The sequence below is a fragment of the Kosakonia radicincitans DSM 16656 genome, assembly GCF_000280495.2.
GTDB classification, from domain to species: domain Bacteria; phylum Pseudomonadota; class Gammaproteobacteria; order Enterobacterales; family Enterobacteriaceae; genus Kosakonia; species Kosakonia radicincitans.
Genome location: NZ_CP018016.1, coordinates 4,125,801 through 4,144,518, shown reverse-complemented (window position 1 = coordinate 4,144,518; position 18,718 = coordinate 4,125,801). Strand labels below are relative to the sequence as shown.

Annotated in this window: 18 protein-coding genes; 2 read left to right on the top strand and 16 right to left on the bottom strand. The window is 54.6% G+C overall.

The window, feature by feature from the left end; genetic code table 11:
* Positions 1-53 precede the first annotated feature (53 nt).
* From ompC to Y71_RS19995, 4 genes are all read right to left on the bottom strand, one after another.
* Positions 54-1,181: a porin OmpC gene (gene ompC, locus Y71_RS20010; protein WP_007373721.1), complete on the bottom strand. Its 1,128-nt coding sequence runs from the start codon at positions 1,179-1,181 to the stop codon at positions 54-56.
* A 283-nt stretch (positions 1,182-1,464) separates the two neighbouring features.
* Positions 1,465-1,803, bottom strand: a complete 339-nt coding sequence (locus Y71_RS20005; protein WP_007373722.1) for a hypothetical protein — start codon at positions 1,801-1,803, stop codon at positions 1,465-1,467.
* Positions 1,804-2,046: 243 nt separating this feature from the next.
* Positions 2,047-2,403, bottom strand: coding sequence for a helix-turn-helix domain-containing protein (locus tag Y71_RS20000; protein ID WP_007373724.1), 357 nt, complete (start codon positions 2,401-2,403; stop codon positions 2,047-2,049).
* Positions 2,404-2,506: 103 nt separating this feature from the next.
* The gene (locus Y71_RS19995) at positions 2,507-2,761 is read right to left on the bottom strand and encodes a YdgH/BhsA/McbA-like domain containing protein (RefSeq protein WP_007373725.1); all 255 of its coding nucleotides are present in this window, start codon (positions 2,759-2,761) and stop codon (positions 2,507-2,509) included.
* 272 nt (positions 2,762-3,033) lie between these two features.
* On the opposite strand from Y71_RS19995, the gene Y71_RS19990 reads away from it, so the two are divergent.
* Entirely contained in the window at positions 3,034-3,930 is an 897-nt protein-coding gene (locus Y71_RS19990) for a LysR family transcriptional regulator (RefSeq protein ID WP_007373726.1), read from the top strand.
* Positions 3,931-4,286: 356 nt separating this feature from the next.
* On the top strand, positions 4,287-5,183 hold the full coding sequence (locus Y71_RS19985; protein WP_007373727.1) for a LysR family transcriptional regulator: 897 nt from the start codon (positions 4,287-4,289) through the stop codon (positions 5,181-5,183).
* Here Y71_RS19985 and Y71_RS19980 read toward each other — a convergent pair.
* The 12 genes from Y71_RS19980 to Y71_RS19925 all read right to left on the bottom strand — a co-directional run bounded on the left by Y71_RS19980 (position 5,152) and on the right by Y71_RS19925 (position 18,697).
* Positions 5,152-5,559, bottom strand: coding sequence for a winged helix-turn-helix domain-containing protein (locus tag Y71_RS19980; RefSeq protein WP_035886088.1), 408 nt, complete (start codon positions 5,557-5,559; stop codon positions 5,152-5,154). The two genes, Y71_RS19985 and Y71_RS19980, sit on opposite strands and share 32 nt — an antisense overlap.
* Before the next feature lie 137 nt (positions 5,560-5,696).
* Positions 5,697-6,932, bottom strand: a complete 1,236-nt coding sequence (locus tag Y71_RS19975) for an EAL and HDOD domain-containing protein (protein WP_007373730.1) — start codon at positions 6,930-6,932, stop codon at positions 5,697-5,699.
* Positions 6,933-7,214: 282 nt separating this feature from the next.
* Positions 7,215-8,501 (bottom strand): Zn-dependent hydrolase, encoded by a 1,287-nt coding sequence (locus tag Y71_RS19970; protein ID WP_007373731.1) that lies wholly within the window; start codon positions 8,499-8,501, stop codon positions 7,215-7,217.
* A gap of 15 nt (positions 8,502-8,516) precedes the next feature.
* Positions 8,517-9,965 carry a dihydropyrimidinase gene (gene hydA, locus Y71_RS19965; protein ID WP_035943207.1) on the bottom strand — a complete coding sequence of 483 codons (1,449 nt, stop codon included), beginning with the start codon at positions 9,963-9,965 and terminating at the stop codon, positions 8,517-8,519.
* A 25-nt stretch (positions 9,966-9,990) separates the two neighbouring features.
* The gene (gene preA, locus Y71_RS19960; RefSeq protein WP_081120832.1) at positions 9,991-11,295 is read right to left on the bottom strand and encodes an NAD-dependent dihydropyrimidine dehydrogenase subunit PreA; all 1,305 of its coding nucleotides are present in this window, start codon (positions 11,293-11,295) and stop codon (positions 9,991-9,993) included.
* Positions 11,288-12,682 (bottom strand): NAD(P)-dependent oxidoreductase, encoded by a 1,395-nt coding sequence (locus Y71_RS19955; protein WP_107146359.1) that lies wholly within the window; start codon positions 12,680-12,682, stop codon positions 11,288-11,290. The genes preA and Y71_RS19955 overlap by 8 nt, the downstream gene beginning before the upstream one ends.
* Before the next feature lie 203 nt (positions 12,683-12,885).
* Positions 12,886-13,533 (bottom strand): TetR family transcriptional regulator C-terminal domain-containing protein, encoded by a 648-nt coding sequence (locus Y71_RS19950; protein WP_007373735.1) that lies wholly within the window; start codon positions 13,531-13,533, stop codon positions 12,886-12,888.
* A gap of 41 nt (positions 13,534-13,574) precedes the next feature.
* Complete coding sequence (locus tag Y71_RS19945; RefSeq protein WP_035886058.1) at positions 13,575-14,588, bottom strand: ABC transporter substrate-binding protein; 1,014 nt, start codon at positions 14,586-14,588, stop codon at positions 13,575-13,577.
* A 45-nt stretch (positions 14,589-14,633) separates the two neighbouring features.
* Positions 14,634-15,713, bottom strand: coding sequence for an ABC transporter permease (locus Y71_RS19940; protein ID WP_145954149.1), 1,080 nt, complete (start codon positions 15,711-15,713; stop codon positions 14,634-14,636).
* Entirely contained in the window at positions 15,710-16,591 is an 882-nt protein-coding gene (locus Y71_RS19935) for an ABC transporter permease (RefSeq protein WP_007373738.1), read from the bottom strand. Before Y71_RS19935 ends, Y71_RS19940 begins: the two co-directional genes overlap by 4 nt.
* A complete protein-coding gene (locus Y71_RS19930; protein WP_035886055.1) occupies positions 16,581-17,420 on the bottom strand; it encodes an ABC transporter ATP-binding protein in 840 nt (279 codons plus the stop codon). Before Y71_RS19930 ends, Y71_RS19935 begins: the two co-directional genes overlap by 11 nt.
* A gap of 509 nt (positions 17,421-17,929) precedes the next feature.
* Entirely contained in the window at positions 17,930-18,697 is a 768-nt protein-coding gene (locus Y71_RS19925) for an SDR family NAD(P)-dependent oxidoreductase (protein WP_035943209.1), read from the bottom strand.
* Between the last annotated feature and the right edge of the window lie 21 nt (positions 18,698-18,718).

The window sequence follows — 18,718 nt, the reverse complement described above, 5'->3', positions numbered from 1 at the left end:
ATACAAAATCAGCGGGGAAAAGAAGAGGCGGCGAGCGCCGCCTCTGTACATAATCAGAACTGATAAACCATACCTACAGCGACAACGTCATCGGTATTGATGCCAGCCGCATCGGTGAATTTATCGTCATCGATCAGGTTAATTTTATAATCGACGAACATATTGAAGTTTTTGTTGAAATAGTAAGTTGCACCCAGGTCAACATATTTTTCGATATCTTCATCACCGTAGCTAACACCGCTGGTATTGCTGCCGATTTTTTTGCCTTTCAGCGCGTTATACGCAACGAACGGCTGTAAGCCAAAGTCGAACTGATAGCTGGCATAGGCTTCAAAAATCTGCGATTCGTTAGCATAACCGAAAGTCTGCGTATCGCTGGATGAGCTACCAAAGCGTGAAGCGTTATAAGCCTGAGTAAACATGGCTGCCAGATAAATATTATTGGCGTCATATTTGATTGCGCCGGAATAGGCTTCTGCGCGTTTGCCGCTGCCATAAATATTGGCTGTATCATTCTGTGCATTAGTACGATCGGCAGAACTCATCGCGCCGACAACGCTTACGCCTGCGCCAATGTTATATTCCAGCGACATACCGTAGCCGTCGCCATTCTGGCGCAGCACATTACGACCGGCTCCAGATTCACCCGCGCCGTCATTTTTACCCTGATATTGCAGGGAGAAATTCAGACCATCGACCAGGCCGAAGAAATCAGTATTGCGGTAAGTCAGCATGCCATTACCACGGCTGAACATAAACTGATCGGAACCGTAGGTCATGCCATCGAACTCAGGCTGCATATCGGTATAACCGAGTGAGTCATACAAAACGCCTTTATTACGACCGTAATCCAGTGAGCCATAATTGGCGAATTTTAAACCAGCAAAACCATAACGAGTACGCGGTGTATTGGTATCGCCTTCGGATTTATTGGCATCGATATGCATCTGCCACTGGCCGTAACCCGTCAGTTGGTCGTTGATTTGTGTTTCACCACGGAAGCCAAGACGCATATAAGTCTGGTCGCCATTCCAGCCGCTATTATCAGAAAAATAATGTTCTGCTGAAATCAAACCATATAAGTCTAACTTATTACCGTCTTTATTATAGATTTCCGCAGCCTGTACAGAAGAGCACAGCACTGCAGCAGAGACTAAAAGACTCAGTTGAGAAATTTTCATATAAATAAACCCTTAGAAATTGCCACTGTTTTTTAATAGCAACAAGAATCCGCCACCATTTATGAAAATGATTCATGGTTAATTCAGGTTGTACCACACTGTTTATCACCGGGGATCCGTGTCTGTAAATATGTAAATTGTTTTTAGCACAGATTGATAAATATTTACATTGATTCGGTTGAACTATTTTTTATCGCACATATCGATAATATTTTTGCGCCGTAAGTGGGGTAAGTTAACAGCGTTTTATTAACCTCATTGCATTTTTTTAGTTGTCTATTGCTTATTTTTTAATATCCCCGGGGTATTCCCCGGGAGTTTTATTGGCAATATGTGCTTTTAAATTTGCAGGGTTGATCAGGTGGCTATTTTGGTTTGCCGCTAATAGCGGATATTTGATTTTTAAATATCTGCCGCTGCTGCATGGGTAAATATAATTAATATAAATTAAAATAGCGGAAAATAAAAAAGGCCGGAAATTCCGGCCTCTGGCTTGAAATGACTCGTCGTCCTTATCGTGGCTTCGCGTGTGTCCATCGTCTTCACGCCACTCTCCGGTTGAATTACCGGCGCTGACGGGGTTGCCGTGGATTTTCACCACTGCGTTCGATGCGAGCGACATCCTGCAACCCCCTGTGAGCCATCGCGGTTCACTTTCAGCAGAATATTGGTGAACTCTTCCGCCGGGGTGAGTTTGTTGGGATCAAACCATGCGCACATCGCTGACGACGAACCGACAGCGGTGTTGCCGACGCCAATGCGATGCCCGCAGGCATCACAATAATCGCCGGCACCCAGGCAAAAATGGGGCGGCTGATGAAAAAATCGACATCAAAGAGTCCTCGAAAGCAAAGGGCAGGCAGAATCAAACTGGTGCGTGGGAGGTTTCTGTCTTGCCGTTTAAACGCCGAAAGCGGGAGGGTGGTAAACGGTATTTTTTTGCAAAACTACGGGTGAACGACTGTTGCGAGTCGAAGCCATATTTCCACGAAATTGAGAGTATGCTTTCGTCACTCTGGATTAAATCTCGTGCTGCCATTTCCAGTTTTCTGTCGCGAATATAATTCGCCAGGTTGGTATTCTTCACCTGATAGAAAACGCGTTGCAGATGCCACTTTGAATAGCCGGAACGCTGTGCCACATCTTCTATTTTCAGCGGCTTATGAATGTTGCTGTCAATCCAGATGAGTAATTCATCAATGATATGTTCGAGTTTGACCACTGAAGCATCCTTTTTAGTAACCTTGATTTTTTGTCAACCACAATCCCGGTTGATTAAAATTCCAGACGTCTTCGGTGAATGAGCTGTGGGGATTGTCGTGCCGTTATTTATAAATTTCGGCATCACCGTGTAGCTTATTATTGCCGGTCGTCGATAATACCCGAAAAGCGCTCGCACCCTGCCGATCGGCTTTTTCGGCAAGCTGATTCACCAGTTCATCCAGCGTCAGCGCATTGCTGACAGAGACCACGCCAATTCTTTGTTTACCTGTGCTGTCGCTAATTTGTTCAGCGGAAAATGCCTGTTGTGTTGTGCCTAAAATAAACAGGGTGGCCATGATAAAAGTGAAACGTTGCATAAAAACCTCGTCAGTTTTGTGGGGGATATTACTGCCATAACGACCGTGATATTACCGTCTGGATGAGCACTGATTAAGGGGTGATTATTACTTGAGGTTATGAAGTAAATTCATTAAAGGTGTTTTCAGAGGATGTCTATAACATGAAAACAAGTGACCTGCTTCGCAATTGGAGCCATTTTGCCGCACGATTCGTGAATTATGAACATATATTTAATGGCAGGCAGAGTGTAGCATAACCCGCAATGACATAATCTGACAAAGGAGCAGAAATGCTAAAAGATAATTTTAACGATCTGTTCTATTTAATTGTGGTAGCGCGGGAACGGAGTTTTACCCGTGCGGCAGCAAAATTAGGCGTATCGCAATCGGCGCTTAGTCATGCTATTCGCGGGCTGGAAGAGAGACTGCAAATTCGCTTATTAACGCGTACTACCCGCAGCGTCGCACCAACCGACGCGGGTGAGTCATTAATTAATAGTATTGGCCCACGTTTTAAAGAGATTGAGGAAGAGCTGATTGCACTGACCGATATGCGCGATCGCGTGGCGGGGAATATTCGCATCAATCTTGGTGAACACGCTTTGCATTCCACCGTGTGGCCCGCGCTGCAGCCGTTTCTCGAAACCTACCCCGATGTTCACGTTGAATTAACCATTGATAATACCCTGACCGATATTGTCGCCGGGCGCTATGATGCCGGTATCCGCCTTGGCGAGCAGGTTGCCAGAGATATGGTTGCGGTGCGTATTGGCCCCGACTGGCGCATGGTTGTGGTGGGTTCTCCGGCTTATTTTGCGCGTTACGGTAAACCGCAAACGCCACATGATTTACAGAGCCACAACTGTATTAATATGCGCTTGCCGACGCTCGGCGGATTATACGCGTGGGAATTTTCTAAAGACGGACAGGAGATTCGCGTACGGGTCGAAGGGCAATTAACCTTCAATAATCTGGCTTCGCGTATTAATGCGGCAACCAGCGGAATGGGACTGGCGTTCGTGCCGGAAGATTGCGTGGCCGATGCGGTGGCGCAGGGAACGCTTGAGACTGTGCTCGATGAATGGTGCGAACCTTTTCCCGGCTACTTTCTCTATTATCCGAGCCGAAAACAACATACCGCCGCCTTTGCGCGTTTAATTGACACGCTGCGTTACTCCGCGCATTGAATAAGCCCGATGACGCCGCACCAGCGGAGCTGCGTTTTACCGCGCCACCCTATCAATCTGAAAGAGGCCGGTGGCGAGAAAAGTATAAACCTATTATTAATGTGGCTTGTGTTTATGAGCGATATTCATAGATAAAAGCAGCGGCGAAATAATAGACGTAAAAAAACGAACTCTAACAGCAGGCTGACAGCCTGATGACATTTCTGTTAGGTGTGCATGCAATATTTCAATTAGTAAGAATAATAGCTTGAAGTGTTAAATCCCTTGTCGAAATATCAGCGTATGCTGACGCCGGGAGTTGCCTGAAAAGGATTTCTGCACATAAAAATTAACGTTGGGAATAGTGCATAAAATCAATGCTACGAGAGAATATTGTCAATCTGTTATCGTTTATTGAAGTGGCTCGTGAGTGCAGTTTTACGAAAGCGGCGGCAAGACTTGGCGTTACCCAATCGACATTAAGTCATTCGGTGAAAACGCTGGAGGAGCGTCTGGGGGTGAAATTGCTGATCCGCACCACGCGCAATGTCGCGCCAACGGATGCTGGCGAACAGTTACTGAATATCCTTGTTCCACGTCTGGGGGAAATTGATGAAAAGCTCAACGATCTGGCAAGTAATAACAGTTCGCCGGTGGGAAATATCCGCATTGCCACCAGCGAACATGCTGCGGATGCTTATTTATGGCCAAAGGTAAAAGAATTCCTCGCGGCCTGGCCAAAAATTAATGTCGAACTTTTTATCGACAATGGTTTTAATAATATTGTCGCTGAACGTTTTGATGCTGGCGTCAGGTTAGGAGAATTCATTGAAAAAGATATGGTTGCGGTACGCATCAGCCCCGATTTTCGTATGAAGGTGGTCGGCTCTGCAGACTATTTTTCACGCCATTCCGCGCCTGTAACACCGGATGATTTACATCAGCATGAGTGTATTAATTTTCGACTCTCGACGAGCGGAGGTATTTATTGCTGGGAATTTGCCAGGGCCGGGCAGGAAATTAAAGTTAAAGTGAAAGGGCGATTTATTGTCAATACTGTGAGGCAGTGCGTTGAAGCGGCGAGTGCCGGGCTTGGTCTGGCTTATGTGCCTGAGGATCTTGTTAACGATGCGCTGGCATCCGGCGAGCTGGTACAAGTGTTAGAGGAGTGGTGCCCGGTTTTCCCCGGTTATTTTCTCTATTACCCGAACCGGCAACAGCACAGTAATGCCTTCCATTTATTTATTGAAGCCGTGCGTCGCCATCCGTTTTGAAAAAACCTTCCCGACAATAAAGTTTAAGCACCATCTCATCAGGGATCATGTAACCTTTTCCCGCCACCCGCACTATAAAATCTTCCGGTAAATCAAACTGCTCCAGCTTGCGCTTCAGGTTATTCATCACCTGCCACAAACGCTGGCTGGAGCAGCGCAGGCCGTGGTTTTCCCATACCTGGATCTGTAATGCTTTATCCGCCACCACGGTGCCAACTGCATGACTTAACAGGTAGGTCAGCAAATTAGCCATTGTTAGCCGTAAACTGACATTACTTTCCGCAGAACCATAGCGGATAAGGCTTTTTTTAAAAGGTACAAATTCGATTTCGCTATTTTTACCCAGGCGATAGCCATAAACAGTGAGTTTTTCCATCGTTTCAATCCAGATGTTCAGGGAAGAGGATGAAAAGCGCAAAGTGCCTCTTTTCCGTCTTCTCTGAAAAGGCGACCACCGGAGGGAAAAACTTAAATCGTGGTGTAAAAAACTGTCGTCTCTGTACTGCTCTGGCCTCAGAGGCTGTCAGAAGGAATATCGTCGGTCCATTTGGTTGCCGCTTTAATCAGTTCCGCAATCATGCTGCGATTGAAACCCAGACGGTGACCAAGGGCGCTGACCTCTTCCCACTGGTGCTGTTCGTAGAGTTCGATCAGGCGCAGGTAAGGGTACAACGTGCCTTTTTTTTCCCGCAGCGCCAGCATGACGTTGGCGGAGATATCGATCTGGCTTATCAGATCCGCCATCGGCATTTCGAAAATGCTGTCGAGCTGTGAGAAGAGGCCGACGATAAACGCGTCGTCTGCGGAGTGGCGGCTAATCGAGTGCGCCGATGCCAGTTCGCAAAACTTGGCGCGAATCAGGCTCTGGCGATAAATATCATCAGTCTCGTCTTTATTGACCGATGTCAGGCAGGAGACCAGCACGAAGCGGCGCAACTCATTGGTACCAAGATAGAAAATAATGTCTTTTAACGACTGGCTGCGGATATGTTTAATGCCGCGGGCGTTAAAGACAATATTTTGCGCATAACGCATGATTTTGAACGACAGCGCCAGATCCTGCTTCAATAGCGCCTCGATCTTGCTGAAATCCGGCGAATCGGTATTCACCTCTTTCATCAGTTTCAGGGTGATGGCCTGGTTTTGAATCAGCTTGTTGCCGGAGTGGATCACCGGTCTGCTGAAAAAATGGCCCTGAAACAGCGTGCAGCCTATATTTTTAAAACACTCATACTCTTCCTGCGTTTCGACTTTTTCCGCCAGAAACACCGTATCTTTTAGTAAGGCGCCTTTGTCTTTGATATAGCCGCTTATTTCTTCCGGCGTGTTTATCCGCACATCGAATTTAATGATGTTGATATAGGGGAGAAAGGCATTCCAGCCATCGCCAAGTTCGAAGTCGTCCAGCGCAATGCGAAAGCCATGCGCAGAGAGCTGTTTTACTGTATGCAGCAGCAGCGGCGTCGGTTTGGCCGTTTCGAGAATTTCCACAATCACTCTATCTTTCGGCAACGTTTCCGCCATGCCCTGCACCAGCAATTCATAGGGGAAGTTGACGAAAATAGCGCTGTACTCTTTCAGACGGCCCAGCGGCGCGCCGAGAAATTGTTCCACAATAATTTGAGCAGTCGCGTACTCCGGCGTTACGTCGGGAAACCGGTTTGTCATACTGTCTCTGAACAACAACTCGTAACCGACTGTGTTCATATTTGCATCAAAAATCGCCTGGCGGGCGACAAAAGAGAACATGCGAAACTCCACTTACAGATGCCTGCAAATCTTTTAAAAGTCGGTAATGCGCGAGTTTGACCTGGTCAACCCCCGCCATTTTTCCGCAGGGTAAAATGGAAGCCTGGACGAAAACGGAAAAGACGCAAGTCGGAGCTGGGGAAGGCAGTATCTTTTGTAAACTTCCGGGGAATTTAAGTCAAATTCGGAATGGCAGAATCATACAGTATTGCGATATTTATCGGCAACTGAGGCAAGAAAATAACCCGACGGCAGACAATCGGGTTATTTCCCTCACGGACATCAGGTATTGCGCGCCACGACACCGGCTTTTTCCAGCATCGCATGCAATAACACATTGGCACCGGCGCTCACCTGTTCTGGCGACGAATACTCAATTTCGTTATGGCTGATGCCGTCCTTGCAGGGAATAAAGATCATTCCGGCCGGTGCCAGCATGCTCATATATACGGCGTCATGTCCGGCGCCGGAAACAATATCCATATGAGAATAACCTAATTGCTGCGCCGCCCGGCGTACAGCCTCTTTGCAATCGGCATGGAAGGGCGCTGCCGGGTACTGCGACACCTGGCGCAGAGCGATATCCAGCCCGGTTTTCTGCGCCGTTTGCTGGATAACGGCTTTTAGCGCGGCATCCATCTTATCGACCTCGGCATCGGTCATATTGCGAAAATCGATGGAGAAGGTGACGCTGCCCGGCACCACGTTACGGCTGTTCGGATGCACCTGCACCATGCCCACCGTTCCGCGCCCGTGCGGGGCAAACTGGTTGGCGATGGTGATCACTTCCTGCATCAGACCGGTTGCCACTTGCAGCGCATCTTTGCGCATCGCCATTGGCGTTGGGCCAGCGTGCGACTCCATCCCCGTCACCGTGCAGTCATACCAGCGGATCCCCAGCACCGCCTGCACCACGCCGATGGCGACATCCTGCTCTTCCAGAATCGGTCCCTGCTCGATATGCGCTTCAAAATAGGCGCCAATCGGATGCTGGCCTGGCGTATGTTCGCCCGCATAGCCAATGTTGAACAGCTCATCGCGTACCGTTTTGCCTGCGGTATCGGTTGCCGCATAGGCGTGTTCCAGCGAAAAAATCCCGGCAAAAACGCCAGAACCCATCATCACAGGAACAAAGCGCGAACCCTCTTCGTTAGTCCAGAACACCATCTCGACGGGGGCTTGTGTTTCAATGCCGTTGTCGTTGAGCGTGCGGATCACTTCCAGCGCGGATAACACGCCAAAGTTACCGTCGAATTTGCCGCCGGTCGGCTGGGTATCGATATGGCTTCCGGCGACGATGGGCGGCAGGCTGTTATTCCGCCCGGCGCGGCGCATAAAGACGTTGCCGATTTGGTCTATTTCCACCGACAGCCCGGCCGCTTTGCCCCAGCCGACCACCAAATCGCGCCCCTGGCGATCAAGGTCGGTGAGCGTCAGGCGACAGCAACCGCCTTTCGGCGTTGCGCCGATTTGCGCCAGATCCATCAGCGACTGCCACAGGCGCTGGCCATTAATACGCAGGTCGCCCGTCGCAACCACGGCGTCCGGCGCGGAGATCGTTTCACTCATCTTTTTTCTCCCAGGTTAACGTTGCACGGCCTGCGGCGCACGATGGCGCTCCCAGACCGCGGCGGCACTGAAATCCGGTCCGAAGGCCGGGCGTTTGATATAGCGTCCTGCGCCTTCGCGCGCGCGCAGTTCCCCGTCAGCCCAGACCACCACGCCCTGGCTGAGGGTATAAGCCGGGACGCCGGTGACGACGCGGCCCTCGAAAATATTGAAGTCGTTGCGTGAATGGTGGGTCGCAGCAGACAGTACCTTGCTGCCCTGCGGGTCCCACAGCACCAGATCGGCATCCGCGCCTGGCGTGATCACACCTTTGCGCGGGTAGATGTTAAAGAGCCGCGCGGTATTGGCAGAGGTGATGGCGACAAACTCACTCGGCGTCAGACGGCCACTGTTAACGCCTGCATCCCATAGCACCATCATACGTTCCTCCACGCCGCCGCAGCCGTTCGGGATTTTGGTGAAATTATCCAGTCCGGCGGCTTTCTGGCTGGCGCAGAAGGTACAGTGATCGGTGGCGGTGGTATGAAGCTGACCGGACTGCAAACCGTGCCACAGCGCAGCCTGGTGCGATTTATCACGAAACGGCGGGCTCATCACATGGGCGGCAGCGAAGGCGAAATCGGGGTGACGGTAAACGCTGTCATCCACCACCAGATGGCCCGCCAGCACTTCGCCGTAAACGCGCTGACCGCGGCCGCGCGCGCGGGCAATGGCTTCTGCCGATTCCCGACAGGAGACATGCACTACATAAATCGGCACACCCATAATGCTGGCGACGGTAATCGCGCGGTTGGCGGCTTCACCTTCCACTTCCGGCGGACGCGAGAGGGGATGCGCCTCCGGGCCGGTGATCCCTTGTTTCAGCATCTCCTGTTGCAGCAGATACACCATCTCGCCATTTTCCGCATGCACCGTTGGCATGGCGCCCAACTCCAGGCAGCGGCGAAAACTGTTCATCAGCGTTTCGTCGTCGCACATGATGGCGTTTTTGTAGGCCATAAAGTGTTTAAAACTGTTCACCCCTTCCTGCTGTACAAGCTGCCCCATATCCTCACGCACGCTCTCATCCCACCAGGTAATGGCGACGTGGAAGCTGTAGTCGGCGGCGGCTTTTTCTGCCCAACCGCGCCACTGCTGATACGCCTCCATCAGCGGTTGCTGTGGATTGGGGATAACAAAATCGATAATCGTCGTGGTGCCGCCCGCCAGCGCGGCGGCGGTGCCGCTGTAGAAATCATCGACCGTTGTCGTACCCATAAACGGGAAATTCATATGGGTATGCGGATCGATGCCGCCGGGCATCACATACAGGCCTCCGGCATCAATGACTTGTGTGTGTGCCGGAAGATCCCACAGTGAGGCGTCGCCGACGGCGGCGATCAGGCCATCAACGCACAACACATCGGCGCGGCGCTGGCAGTCCGCATTGACCACCGTGCCGCCTTTAATCAACACTTTACGCATGCTCTTCTCCTGTGCCTGACCCGGTTTACGCCGTGGTCGCCATCGGGTTATTGGGGTGGGTTGTCCAGTTGGCGTACTGGTCGGAAACCACGTTTCCGGTGCGTTTATCCACTTCGCCGGGTTGCAGGTGGCGCAGCGAAATACAGTTTTCTACCGGGCAAACCGAGGCGCAGAGGTTGCAGCCAACGCAATCTTCCTCGCGCACAGCGAAATGGCGCTCGCCCATCAGGCTGGTGGAGATCGCCTGGTGCGAGGTGTCTTCGCATACCAGGTGGCAGCGCCCGCACTTGATGCAGCTTGTCTGGTCGATGACGGCTTTTTCGACGTGATTAAGGTTGAGGTAGCGCCAGTCGGTAACGCTGCCCAGCGCCATGCCGCGAAAATCCTCCAGCGTGCGAAACCCTTTCTCATCCATGTAGTTTTCCAGGCCGCTTATCATGTCGCGCACAATCTGAAAGCCGTGCACCATTACTGCCGTACAGACCTGGACGGTGCCGCAGCCCAGCGCGATAAATTCGGCGGCATCGCGCCAGGTGGAGATACCGCCAATGCCGGAGATCGGCAACCCGCGCATTGGCGCGTCGCGGCCAATTTCCGCCACCATATTCAGCGCAATGGGTTTCACCGCCGGGCCGCAGTAGCCGCCGTGGGAACCCTGATTGCCGGTGTGCGGCGTCATCAGCATCTGGTCGAGATCAACGCCCATCACCGAATTGATGGTATTGATCAGAGAAACCGCATCCGCGCCGCCCGCTTTTGCCGCCCGCGCCGGGTAGCGGATATCGGTAATGTTCGGCGTCAGTTTGACGATCACCGGCAGGCTGCAATACTGCTTGCACCAGCGGGTGACCATTTCGATATACTCCGGCACCTGGCCGACCGCCGCGCCCATGCCGCGCTCGCTCATGCCGTGCGGGCAACCGAAGTTCAGCTCAATGCCGTCCGCGCCGGTGGCTTCCACCTGCGGCAGGATCCATTTCCATGCCTCTTCCTCACAGGGCACCATGATCGACACCACCACCGCCCGATCCGGCCAGCGCTGCTTAATCCGCGCGATCTCTTCAAGGTTGGTCTCCAGCGAGCGGTCGGTTATCAGCTCAATATTGTTCAGTCCAAGAATACGGCGGTCCGCGCCGCGTAGGGTGCTGTAGCGCGGCCCGCAGACATTGACGACGTGCGGATCAAGCCCCAGCGTTTTCCACACCACGCCGCCCCAGCCAGCCTGGAACGCGCGTTCGACGTTGTACTCTTTATCGGTGGGCGGTGCTGAAGCCAGCCAGAACGGATTGGGGCTGTGAATGCCGAGAAAATTACTATGTAGATCAGCCATGAGACGGCTCCTGGAAAAAGGTGGCATTGGCGGCATCGGCCTGTGAAATGGCCAGTGCCAGCAGGATGGAGCGGGCGGCGGCTTTGCCCTGTTTAACCGCATCGACAGTGAGATCCAGCCCGCCTGCGCAGCAGTCGCCACCGGCCCAGACGCCGGGCAGCGAGGTGCGTCCTGCCTCGTCAACGGCGATGCGCCCGCCGCTTAATGCCACGCCCTGCGCCGGGCGCGGATCGTAGGTTTGCCCAATCGCTTTCAGCACCATATCCGCCGCCAGCGTGAAGGTTTCACCGCCAGGCGTCAGCCCTGCATCGGTCTGTTGCATGAGGGAAAAAGTGACGCCGGTTAAGCGGTTATCCTGCTGCTCAAAGCGCAGCGGCGCGGCGAGAAAGCGCAATGTGACGCCGCACGCTTTTGCCCACTGCTGCTCTTTCAGGGAGGCTTTCATCTGGCTTTCGCCACGGCGGTAAACCAGGGTGACTTCGCGCGCGCCAAGCTTTTTCGCCTGCACGGCGGCATCCACCGCGGTCATTCCGCCGCCAATCACTACTACATTGCGACCCACTGGCATCTGGCTGAGATCGGCACACTGGCGCAGTTCGGCAATAAACTCGACGGCTTCGCGCACGCCGTGCGGCTCTGGCGTATCACTGTCGAGCGCATTCACGCCCGCTAAACCGGTGCCAAGGAATACCGCGTCATACTCTGCGCGCAGTTGCGCCAGCGTGAAGTGCTGGCCCAGCGTTTTGCCGCAATGCAGGGTGATACCGCCTACCGACAGCAGCCACTCCACTTCCAGCGCCGGAAAATCCCCGGTCACTTTGTAACGGGCCAGACCGTATTCGTTCAGACCACCAGCTTTCGCGCGGGCATCAAACAGATCAATCGCATGCCCGGCGAGCGCCAGCGCATGCGCCACGGTCAGCCCGGCAGGCCCGGCGCCGACAATCGCCACGCGTTTACCGCTGCTGGCGGCGCGGGTAAACAGCGGTTTGCCGGGAGCGGCGAAAAAGCGATCGGTGGCGTAGCGCTGCAAACGGGCGATATCCAGCGGACGGCCATCCTGCGCATTACGCACGCAGGCCTGCTCGCAGAGGGTTTCGGTCGGGCAGACGCGTGAGCAGGTGCCGCCAAGAATATTGGCCCGCAGGATCACTTCCGCCGCGCCACGATCGTTACTCTGCGCGATGCGCTGAATAAAGCTCGGCACATCGATCTCCGCCGGGCAGGCGCGGGTGCAGGGGGCATCAAAGCAGTAGTAGCAGCGTTCCGCTTCCAGCACCGCCTGTGTGGAAGAGAGCGCGGGGTCGCAATCGCTGAACGCACGGGCATACTCCGCGGGCGTCAGCCGACCGGGGTAGATCCCCGGCGTATCGAGTGTGTTCATCATGCCTCCTGAATAATCCTGACCAGATGGTTAAGTTTTCACAAATAGCCATGCGATTTGTGTGCCATATTGACGGCAACAGCAGCAGGGCAGACAAAATCAGCGGTTCAGGGATCTTCAGGATCGATTGCACTAAAATGATCGTCGCATTTTGGTGCATTTCGCACCAAATTTGCCGATTATTGCTGCATTTAGCAGCAAGAAGGTTATTCCAGACCGCAGATGCGCCAGACGGCGCTCAGCACATGCTGCGTGGCGCGCGACTGCATCGTGTCGCTGTGAGCATCTTCGCCGCAGACGGCTTCCACCTGGATATCGAAATCGGCATAGGTTTGCGTCATCGACCAGACAGTAAAGAAGAAGTGCGTGGTATCCAGCGTGCGCATTTTACCGGCGGCAATCCAGCCATCGAGGATGCGCGCTTTCTCTTCCACCAGTTGTCGCAGTTCGCTTTTCAGTAACGGATGCACAACCTGTGCGCCTTGCAGGATCTCGTTGGCAAAGAGTTTGGAGGCTTCCGGGCGGCTGAAACTGAAGTGGATTTTGCGCCCGACATACTCCGCCAGCGCGCTTTTCGGCTCGGCGCTGGCGCAGATCCCCTCCAGCGGCGACAACCAGTCGTGGAGAATGTTTTCCAGCACCCGCAGGTAGAGATTGTGTTTGTTGCCGAAGTAGTAGTGCAGATTGGCTTTCGGCAGACCTGCGGCATCGGCAATCTGTTGCATCGTCGCGCCGCGAAAGCCGTAGCGGGCAAATACGCGCTCCGCCGCTGGCAGGATAATGGCTTCGTTATCCTGACGAATGCGTCCCTTATCGGGTGACTCCACCACGCCGTGGAGAAGAACCTCATTCATAGTGTGCTCCGTGAGAAAACCGCCCTCCCTGGCGGCGGGGGTTATTTCAGTTTGGCGGCGGCGTCCCAGACTTCGTGCGTCATACCGCTGTCGCCCGGATCTTTCTTGATAACCGGCGTATCGCCACCGCTGTGCAGCAACACGTCGATGGTGCGACGGTACGCGGCCGGATCGAGATAGCCGATTTTCGGCGTATTGGCGTTGGTAATAAGCTTCGCCACGTTCTCCATCTGGCGAGTCTGCACCTCTTCCGTGGCAGCGCCGGAGGCATCTTCTGCCACCACGATTTTCGCCGCTTCATCCGGGTGTTTCACCGCGTAATCCCAGCCTTTAAACGACGCTTTGAGGAATTTCGCCATTTTGCTGACAAACGCCGGATCTTTCAGATCGGAACCGAGGACATACAGCCCATCTTCCAGCGTAGAAACGCCCTGATCCTCATACGGGAAGGTGATTAAGTCGTCCTGCTTCAGCCCGGCGTCGATCAACTGCCAGTATTCGTTGTAGTTCATGGTCGAAATACAGGCGGCCTGATCCTGTAACAGCGGATCAACGTTAAAGCCCTGTTTTAAAATGGTGATGTCTTTACCCGGTTTGAGGCCCAGCTTGTTCATCCAGTTAAAGAACGGGTATTCATTGCCGCCGTACCAGACGCCAAGGGTTTTGCCTTTGAAATCGGCCGGGGTTTTGATGCCGCTCGATTTTTTACAGGTCAGCATCATCCCGGAACGATCGTACACCTGGGCGATATTCACCAGCGGCACGCCCGCTTCGCGCGAGGCCAGCGCATCCGGCAGCCAGTCGACAATGACATCGGCGGATTTACCGGCAATCACCTGCACCGGGGAGATATCCGTGCCGCCGGGTTTAATGGTGACATCCAGCCCTTCATCCTGATAAAACCCTTTTTGCTGCGCCACGTAATAACCGGCGAACTGTGATTGCGGCAGCCACTTCAGTTGCAGTGTGACTTTCTCGGCGGCGGCCGCCTGAAAGGCCAGTACAGACATTGCCGCCAGCAACAAACCCCGGCGCAAAGCGAAACTTTTTATCATTAGAGAACTCCTCGGGTTAGTGAACCTGGATAGGTGCTAATTGTTTTACTTCTGAGCGGCGCTCCCACGTAGCGTGGGGTGCCAGAAATTCACGCGCCGGTCGAGCTGAACCAGCAGGCTGTAGAACAGGGAACCGGCGATCGAGGCGACAACAATTGCCGACCACACTACCGGCATATGCATGCGCGCCGACTCGGTGGAGATGCGAAAGCCCAGTCCGGCGGTTGGCGAGCCGAAAAATTCCGCCACAATCGCGGTGATAAGCGACAGTGTGGCATTCACTTTCAGAGCGCTGAAAATAAACGGCATCGCGGCAGGCAGACGCAGCACCCGCAGGCTTTGCCCCGGCGTGGCGGCATAGCAATACATCAGTTCCTGCTCCAGCTTGCCGCTGGCTTTTAACCCGGCCAGCGTACTGACCAGCGCCGGGAAGAAGGTCACCAGCATGACCACGGCGGCCTTGGAAGGCCAGTCAAAGCCAAACCACATCACCGCAATCGGCGCGACGCCGACCAGCGGTACGGTGCTGGTAAGGCTGGCTACCGGCAATAATCCGCGTTGTAAAAACGGCAGGCGGTCGATAAGAATCGCCACGCCAATCCCCAGCCCGCTACCGAGCAGATAACCTGCCAGCACGGATTTGATCACCGTTTGCAGCACATCGCCCGCCAGCAGCGGAACGCTGTTGACCAGCGCGGCAAGAATGTCCAGCGGCGCGGGCAGAATGACCTGCGGAACGGCAAAACCGGTGACCAGAATCTGCCAGAACCACAGTAGCCACAGGCCGAGCAGCGCCGCGACGCTGGCTGCCGGAAGCGTTGAGCGCGCCAGACGTTGCACGCTGACCATCGCCAGCAGCGCTACGGCGCCCAGCGTCAGACCGTGAATCGGCTGCCACGCCAGCCACAGTACGCTCGCCAGCAAAGTGACGGCGAACAGAGCGCCGCGCAGAAGGCTGAAGGTGGTGGTGCACCCTGCCAGCGCGCACAGCACCAGCAGGATATTGACCAGCAACAGCGGAGCCGATAACGGCGTTTGCCCACTCAACTGGATCAGCGACAGCATCAACAACAGCAGCGCGCCGACCAGCAAAAACGTGCCGGGTATCGCAGTGCGTTTCATCATCCCCCCTTACGCTGGCGCATCACCAGCCGTTCCGTGAGCGTGACCAGCCCGGTTAACGCCAGCCCAAGCAGCGAGGCCATTACCAGCGCCGACCAGATCTGAATGGTGTTGCCATAGTAGGAGCCAGTCAGCAGCCGCGCGCCCAGCCCGGCCTGTGCCCCGGTGGGCAACTCGGCCACCATCGTACCGACCAGCCCGCTGGCAATCGCCACGCGAAACGCCGGAAACAGATACGGCAGCGAAGAGGGCAGGCGCACAGTCCAGAAGATATCGACCCGCCGGGCAGCCCAGGTGTGCATCAGTTCCATCTCCATTTTTTGCGGCGAGCGCAGTCCCTGCACGGTGGCGATGGTGACCGGGAAGAAGCAGAGATACATGGCGATAGTGGCTTTTGGCAGCATGCCGGTGATGCCGACGCTGCCCAGAATGATCAGCACAATGGGCGCTATCGCCAGTACCGGAATGGTTTGCGAGGCGACGATCCACGGCAGTAGCGCTTTATCCAGTGTGCGCGAGTGAACAATGCACACCGCCAGCACCACGCCGAGTACCACCCCCATGGCAAAACCCGTCAGCGCTGCGCTGGCGGTGACCCAGGTATGCAACAGCAGGTTGCGCGGTGAGGTAAGCGGCCACTGGGTGATGCTGTTCCAGATATCGATGGCAATCTGGTGCGGTGCGGGCAGCAGCGGACGGCTGGCATTCAGCGCGGCCTGCATCATATCGTGATAATTCCACGCGCCGCGCGGGGCCAGTACGCGGTCAATCACGCCGGGCGCATTCAGCGCCAGCGCCAGCAAATACCACAGCACCAGCGCGACCAGCAGCACCATGCCCACCGGCAGTGCGTTCGCAATAAGACGCCGCTCAGCGATCATGATGTCCCTCCACCAGCGCTTCGCGCACCTCCTGCGCCAGTGCGAGGAACGCGGGCGTATTGCGGATCGCCAAATCGCGCTGTGCCGGAAGCGGGGAGTCGATCACCTTCACGATGCGCCCCGGACGCGGCGACATCACCACGATTTTGGTCGACAGATAGACCGCTTCGGCAATGGAGTGGGTAACAAACACCATCGTGCGCTGCTCGTTGTACCACAGTTGCTGAAGCTGCTGATTGAGGTTGTCGCGGGTCAGTTCATCGAGCGCGCCGAAGGGTTCATCCATCATTAAAATTTTCGGCTCAAAGCCGAGCGCCCGCGCGATAGACACGCGCTGTTGCATGCCGCCCGAGAGCTGCCACGGGTATTTTTTCTCAAAACCCTTCAGGCCAACGCGTGAAAGCTGCTCACGGGCGATTTCATCGCAGCGTTCTGGCGGTACGCCCTGGATCTGCAACGGCAATTTGACATTGGCTATCACGGTGCGCCACGGCAGCAGCACCGGTGCCTGGAAGACATAGCCATAAGCCCCCGCCTGGCGCGCTTCCGACGGCGACATATCGTTCACCAGCACATCGCCGGAGGTAATCGGCTCAAGATCGGCAATAACCCGCAACAGGGTGGTTTTGCCGCAGCCGGATGGCCCGATAAACGAGACAAACTCGCCCTGGCGAATCGTCAGATTAATGTCCTGTAACGCGTGTACGGGTTTATCCGCCGCCGGATAGATAACGCTGGCCTGACTGACGGTTATGGCGGGCCGCGCTGTGGCGCTGGCGGTCTTTAAGGACACCACTGCGCTCTCCTCAGCAAACATCACCTGGCTCATCCTGCTCCCCCTGTTTTTTGACTAACTGGTTAGGTTTCTTTTTCACCATGCCATTTTTGTGCCAGGGGTTAATTTCCGCATTTTTACTGCATTTGGCTGCACGATAATGAATTTTACTCATCAATTTAGTGCAGATGTCGGCGCGTTTGCTTTGTGATGGGGCAGGGAGGGGGATCGGGGTGGGAAAAGGCAGCATAAACAGGCGCAGCGCGCGTGGTTAGTGACAGTTGTCGTATTTCTGCGTGCCAGTGGCGCGAAAAGAATGATCGACGTCATACATCTTTCGCGCCGTGCGCGTTACATATTGCCAGGATTAATCCGATTGACTATTATCTCTACACCCCTTACAGAGCTAACGCCACATCTTATGTGAGTGCCGGAGATAAGCGCCGGGCGGGGTAAAACCTTGCAGTACTTAGCTACACTTAAAACACCAGGCCCTGGCATCAGCCGGGGCGTTTTATTTTGTACGCCAGTTAACCCCCTCCCCGCAGGAAGAGGGCGGTAACTCAGTCGCGGTCGATGGCAAACGGCTGCCAGGCCTGACGCACCGGCATCACTTCCACGCGGTTGATATTCATATGATCCGGCAGAGTGGCGATGTAGAACATCTGTTCGGCAATATCCTGCGCGGTCAGCGGCGTGGTGCCGCGATAGAGGTTATCCGATGCGGCCTGATCGCCTTTGGTGCGCACCAGCGTAAATTCCGTTTCCGCAATACCCGGCGCTAAATCGGTCACACGCACCCCGGTACCAAGTAAATCGCAGCGCAGGTTATAGCTGAACTGCTTCACAAATGCTTTGGTCGCGCCATAAACATGGCTGCCGGGATAGGGCCACTGCCCGGCAATTGAACCGATATTGATGATAGAAGCGCCTGCGCCGTGTTGAATCAGCGTGGGCAGCAGGGCGTGGGTTACATTGACCAGCCCGGTCACGTTGGTATCGATCATGGTCTGCCAGTCTTCAAGATCCACGCGCTGTGCAGGTTGCGGCGACAGCGCCAGCCCGGCATTGTTGATAAGCGCGGTAATATCGGCGAACTCAGCTGGCAGCGACGCCACGGAGCTTTTCACTGCATCTTTATCGCGGACATCCAGCTCAATAATATGCACCGGCACTTTTCCCTGAAGGCGGTCTTTAAGGCTTTCGAGACGTGCCAGACGACGCCCGCTCAGCACCAGCGACCAGCCCGCATCGGCAAACACCTGCGCTGCCGCTTCGCCAAAACCGGAGGTTGCGCCGGTAATAAACACCACTTTCTTTGCTTCACTCATCGTCTTCTCCTGTGCGGGTTT

Excerpts from the sequence above, each read along its gene's own strand:
- ompC (WP_007373721.1), bottom strand. The coding sequence starts at position 1,181 with ATGAAAATTTCTCAACTGAGTCTTTTAGTCTCTGCTGCAGTGCTGTGC.
- Y71_RS20005 (WP_007373722.1), bottom strand. The coding sequence starts at position 1,803 with ATGTCGCTCGCATCGAACGCAGTGGTGAAAATCCACGGCAACCCCGTC.
- Y71_RS19995 (WP_007373725.1), bottom strand. The coding sequence starts at position 2,761 with ATGCAACGTTTCACTTTTATCATGGCCACCCTGTTTATTTTAGGCACA.
- Y71_RS19990 (WP_007373726.1), top strand. The coding sequence starts at position 3,034 with ATGCTAAAAGATAATTTTAACGATCTGTTCTATTTAATTGTGGTAGCG.
- Y71_RS19985 (WP_007373727.1), top strand. The coding sequence starts at position 4,287 with ATGCTACGAGAGAATATTGTCAATCTGTTATCGTTTATTGAAGTGGCT.
- Y71_RS19980 (WP_035886088.1), bottom strand. The coding sequence starts at position 5,559 with ATGGAAAAACTCACTGTTTATGGCTATCGCCTGGGTAAAAATAGCGAA.
- Y71_RS19975 (WP_007373730.1), bottom strand. The coding sequence starts at position 6,932 with ATGTTCTCTTTTGTCGCCCGCCAGGCGATTTTTGATGCAAATATGAAC.
- Y71_RS19970 (WP_007373731.1), bottom strand. The coding sequence starts at position 8,501 with ATGAGTGAAACGATCTCCGCGCCGGACGCCGTGGTTGCGACGGGCGAC.
- hydA (WP_035943207.1), bottom strand. The coding sequence starts at position 9,965 with ATGCGTAAAGTGTTGATTAAAGGCGGCACGGTGGTCAATGCGGACTGC.
- preA (WP_081120832.1), bottom strand. The coding sequence starts at position 11,295 with ATGGCTGATCTACATAGTAATTTTCTCGGCATTCACAGCCCCAATCCG.
- Y71_RS19955 (WP_107146359.1), bottom strand. The coding sequence starts at position 12,682 with ATGATGAACACACTCGATACGCCGGGGATCTACCCCGGTCGGCTGACG.
- Y71_RS19950 (WP_007373735.1), bottom strand. The coding sequence starts at position 13,533 with ATGAATGAGGTTCTTCTCCACGGCGTGGTGGAGTCACCCGATAAGGGA.
- Y71_RS19945 (WP_035886058.1), bottom strand. The coding sequence starts at position 14,588 with ATGATAAAAAGTTTCGCTTTGCGCCGGGGTTTGTTGCTGGCGGCAATG.
- Y71_RS19940 (WP_145954149.1), bottom strand. The coding sequence starts at position 15,713 with ATGATGAAACGCACTGCGATACCCGGCACGTTTTTGCTGGTCGGCGCG.
- Y71_RS19935 (WP_007373738.1), bottom strand. The coding sequence starts at position 16,591 with ATGATCGCTGAGCGGCGTCTTATTGCGAACGCACTGCCGGTGGGCATG.
- Y71_RS19930 (WP_035886055.1), bottom strand. The coding sequence starts at position 17,420 with ATGAGCCAGGTGATGTTTGCTGAGGAGAGCGCAGTGGTGTCCTTAAAG.
- Y71_RS19925 (WP_035943209.1), bottom strand. The coding sequence starts at position 18,697 with ATGAGTGAAGCAAAGAAAGTGGTGTTTATTACCGGCGCAACCTCCGGT.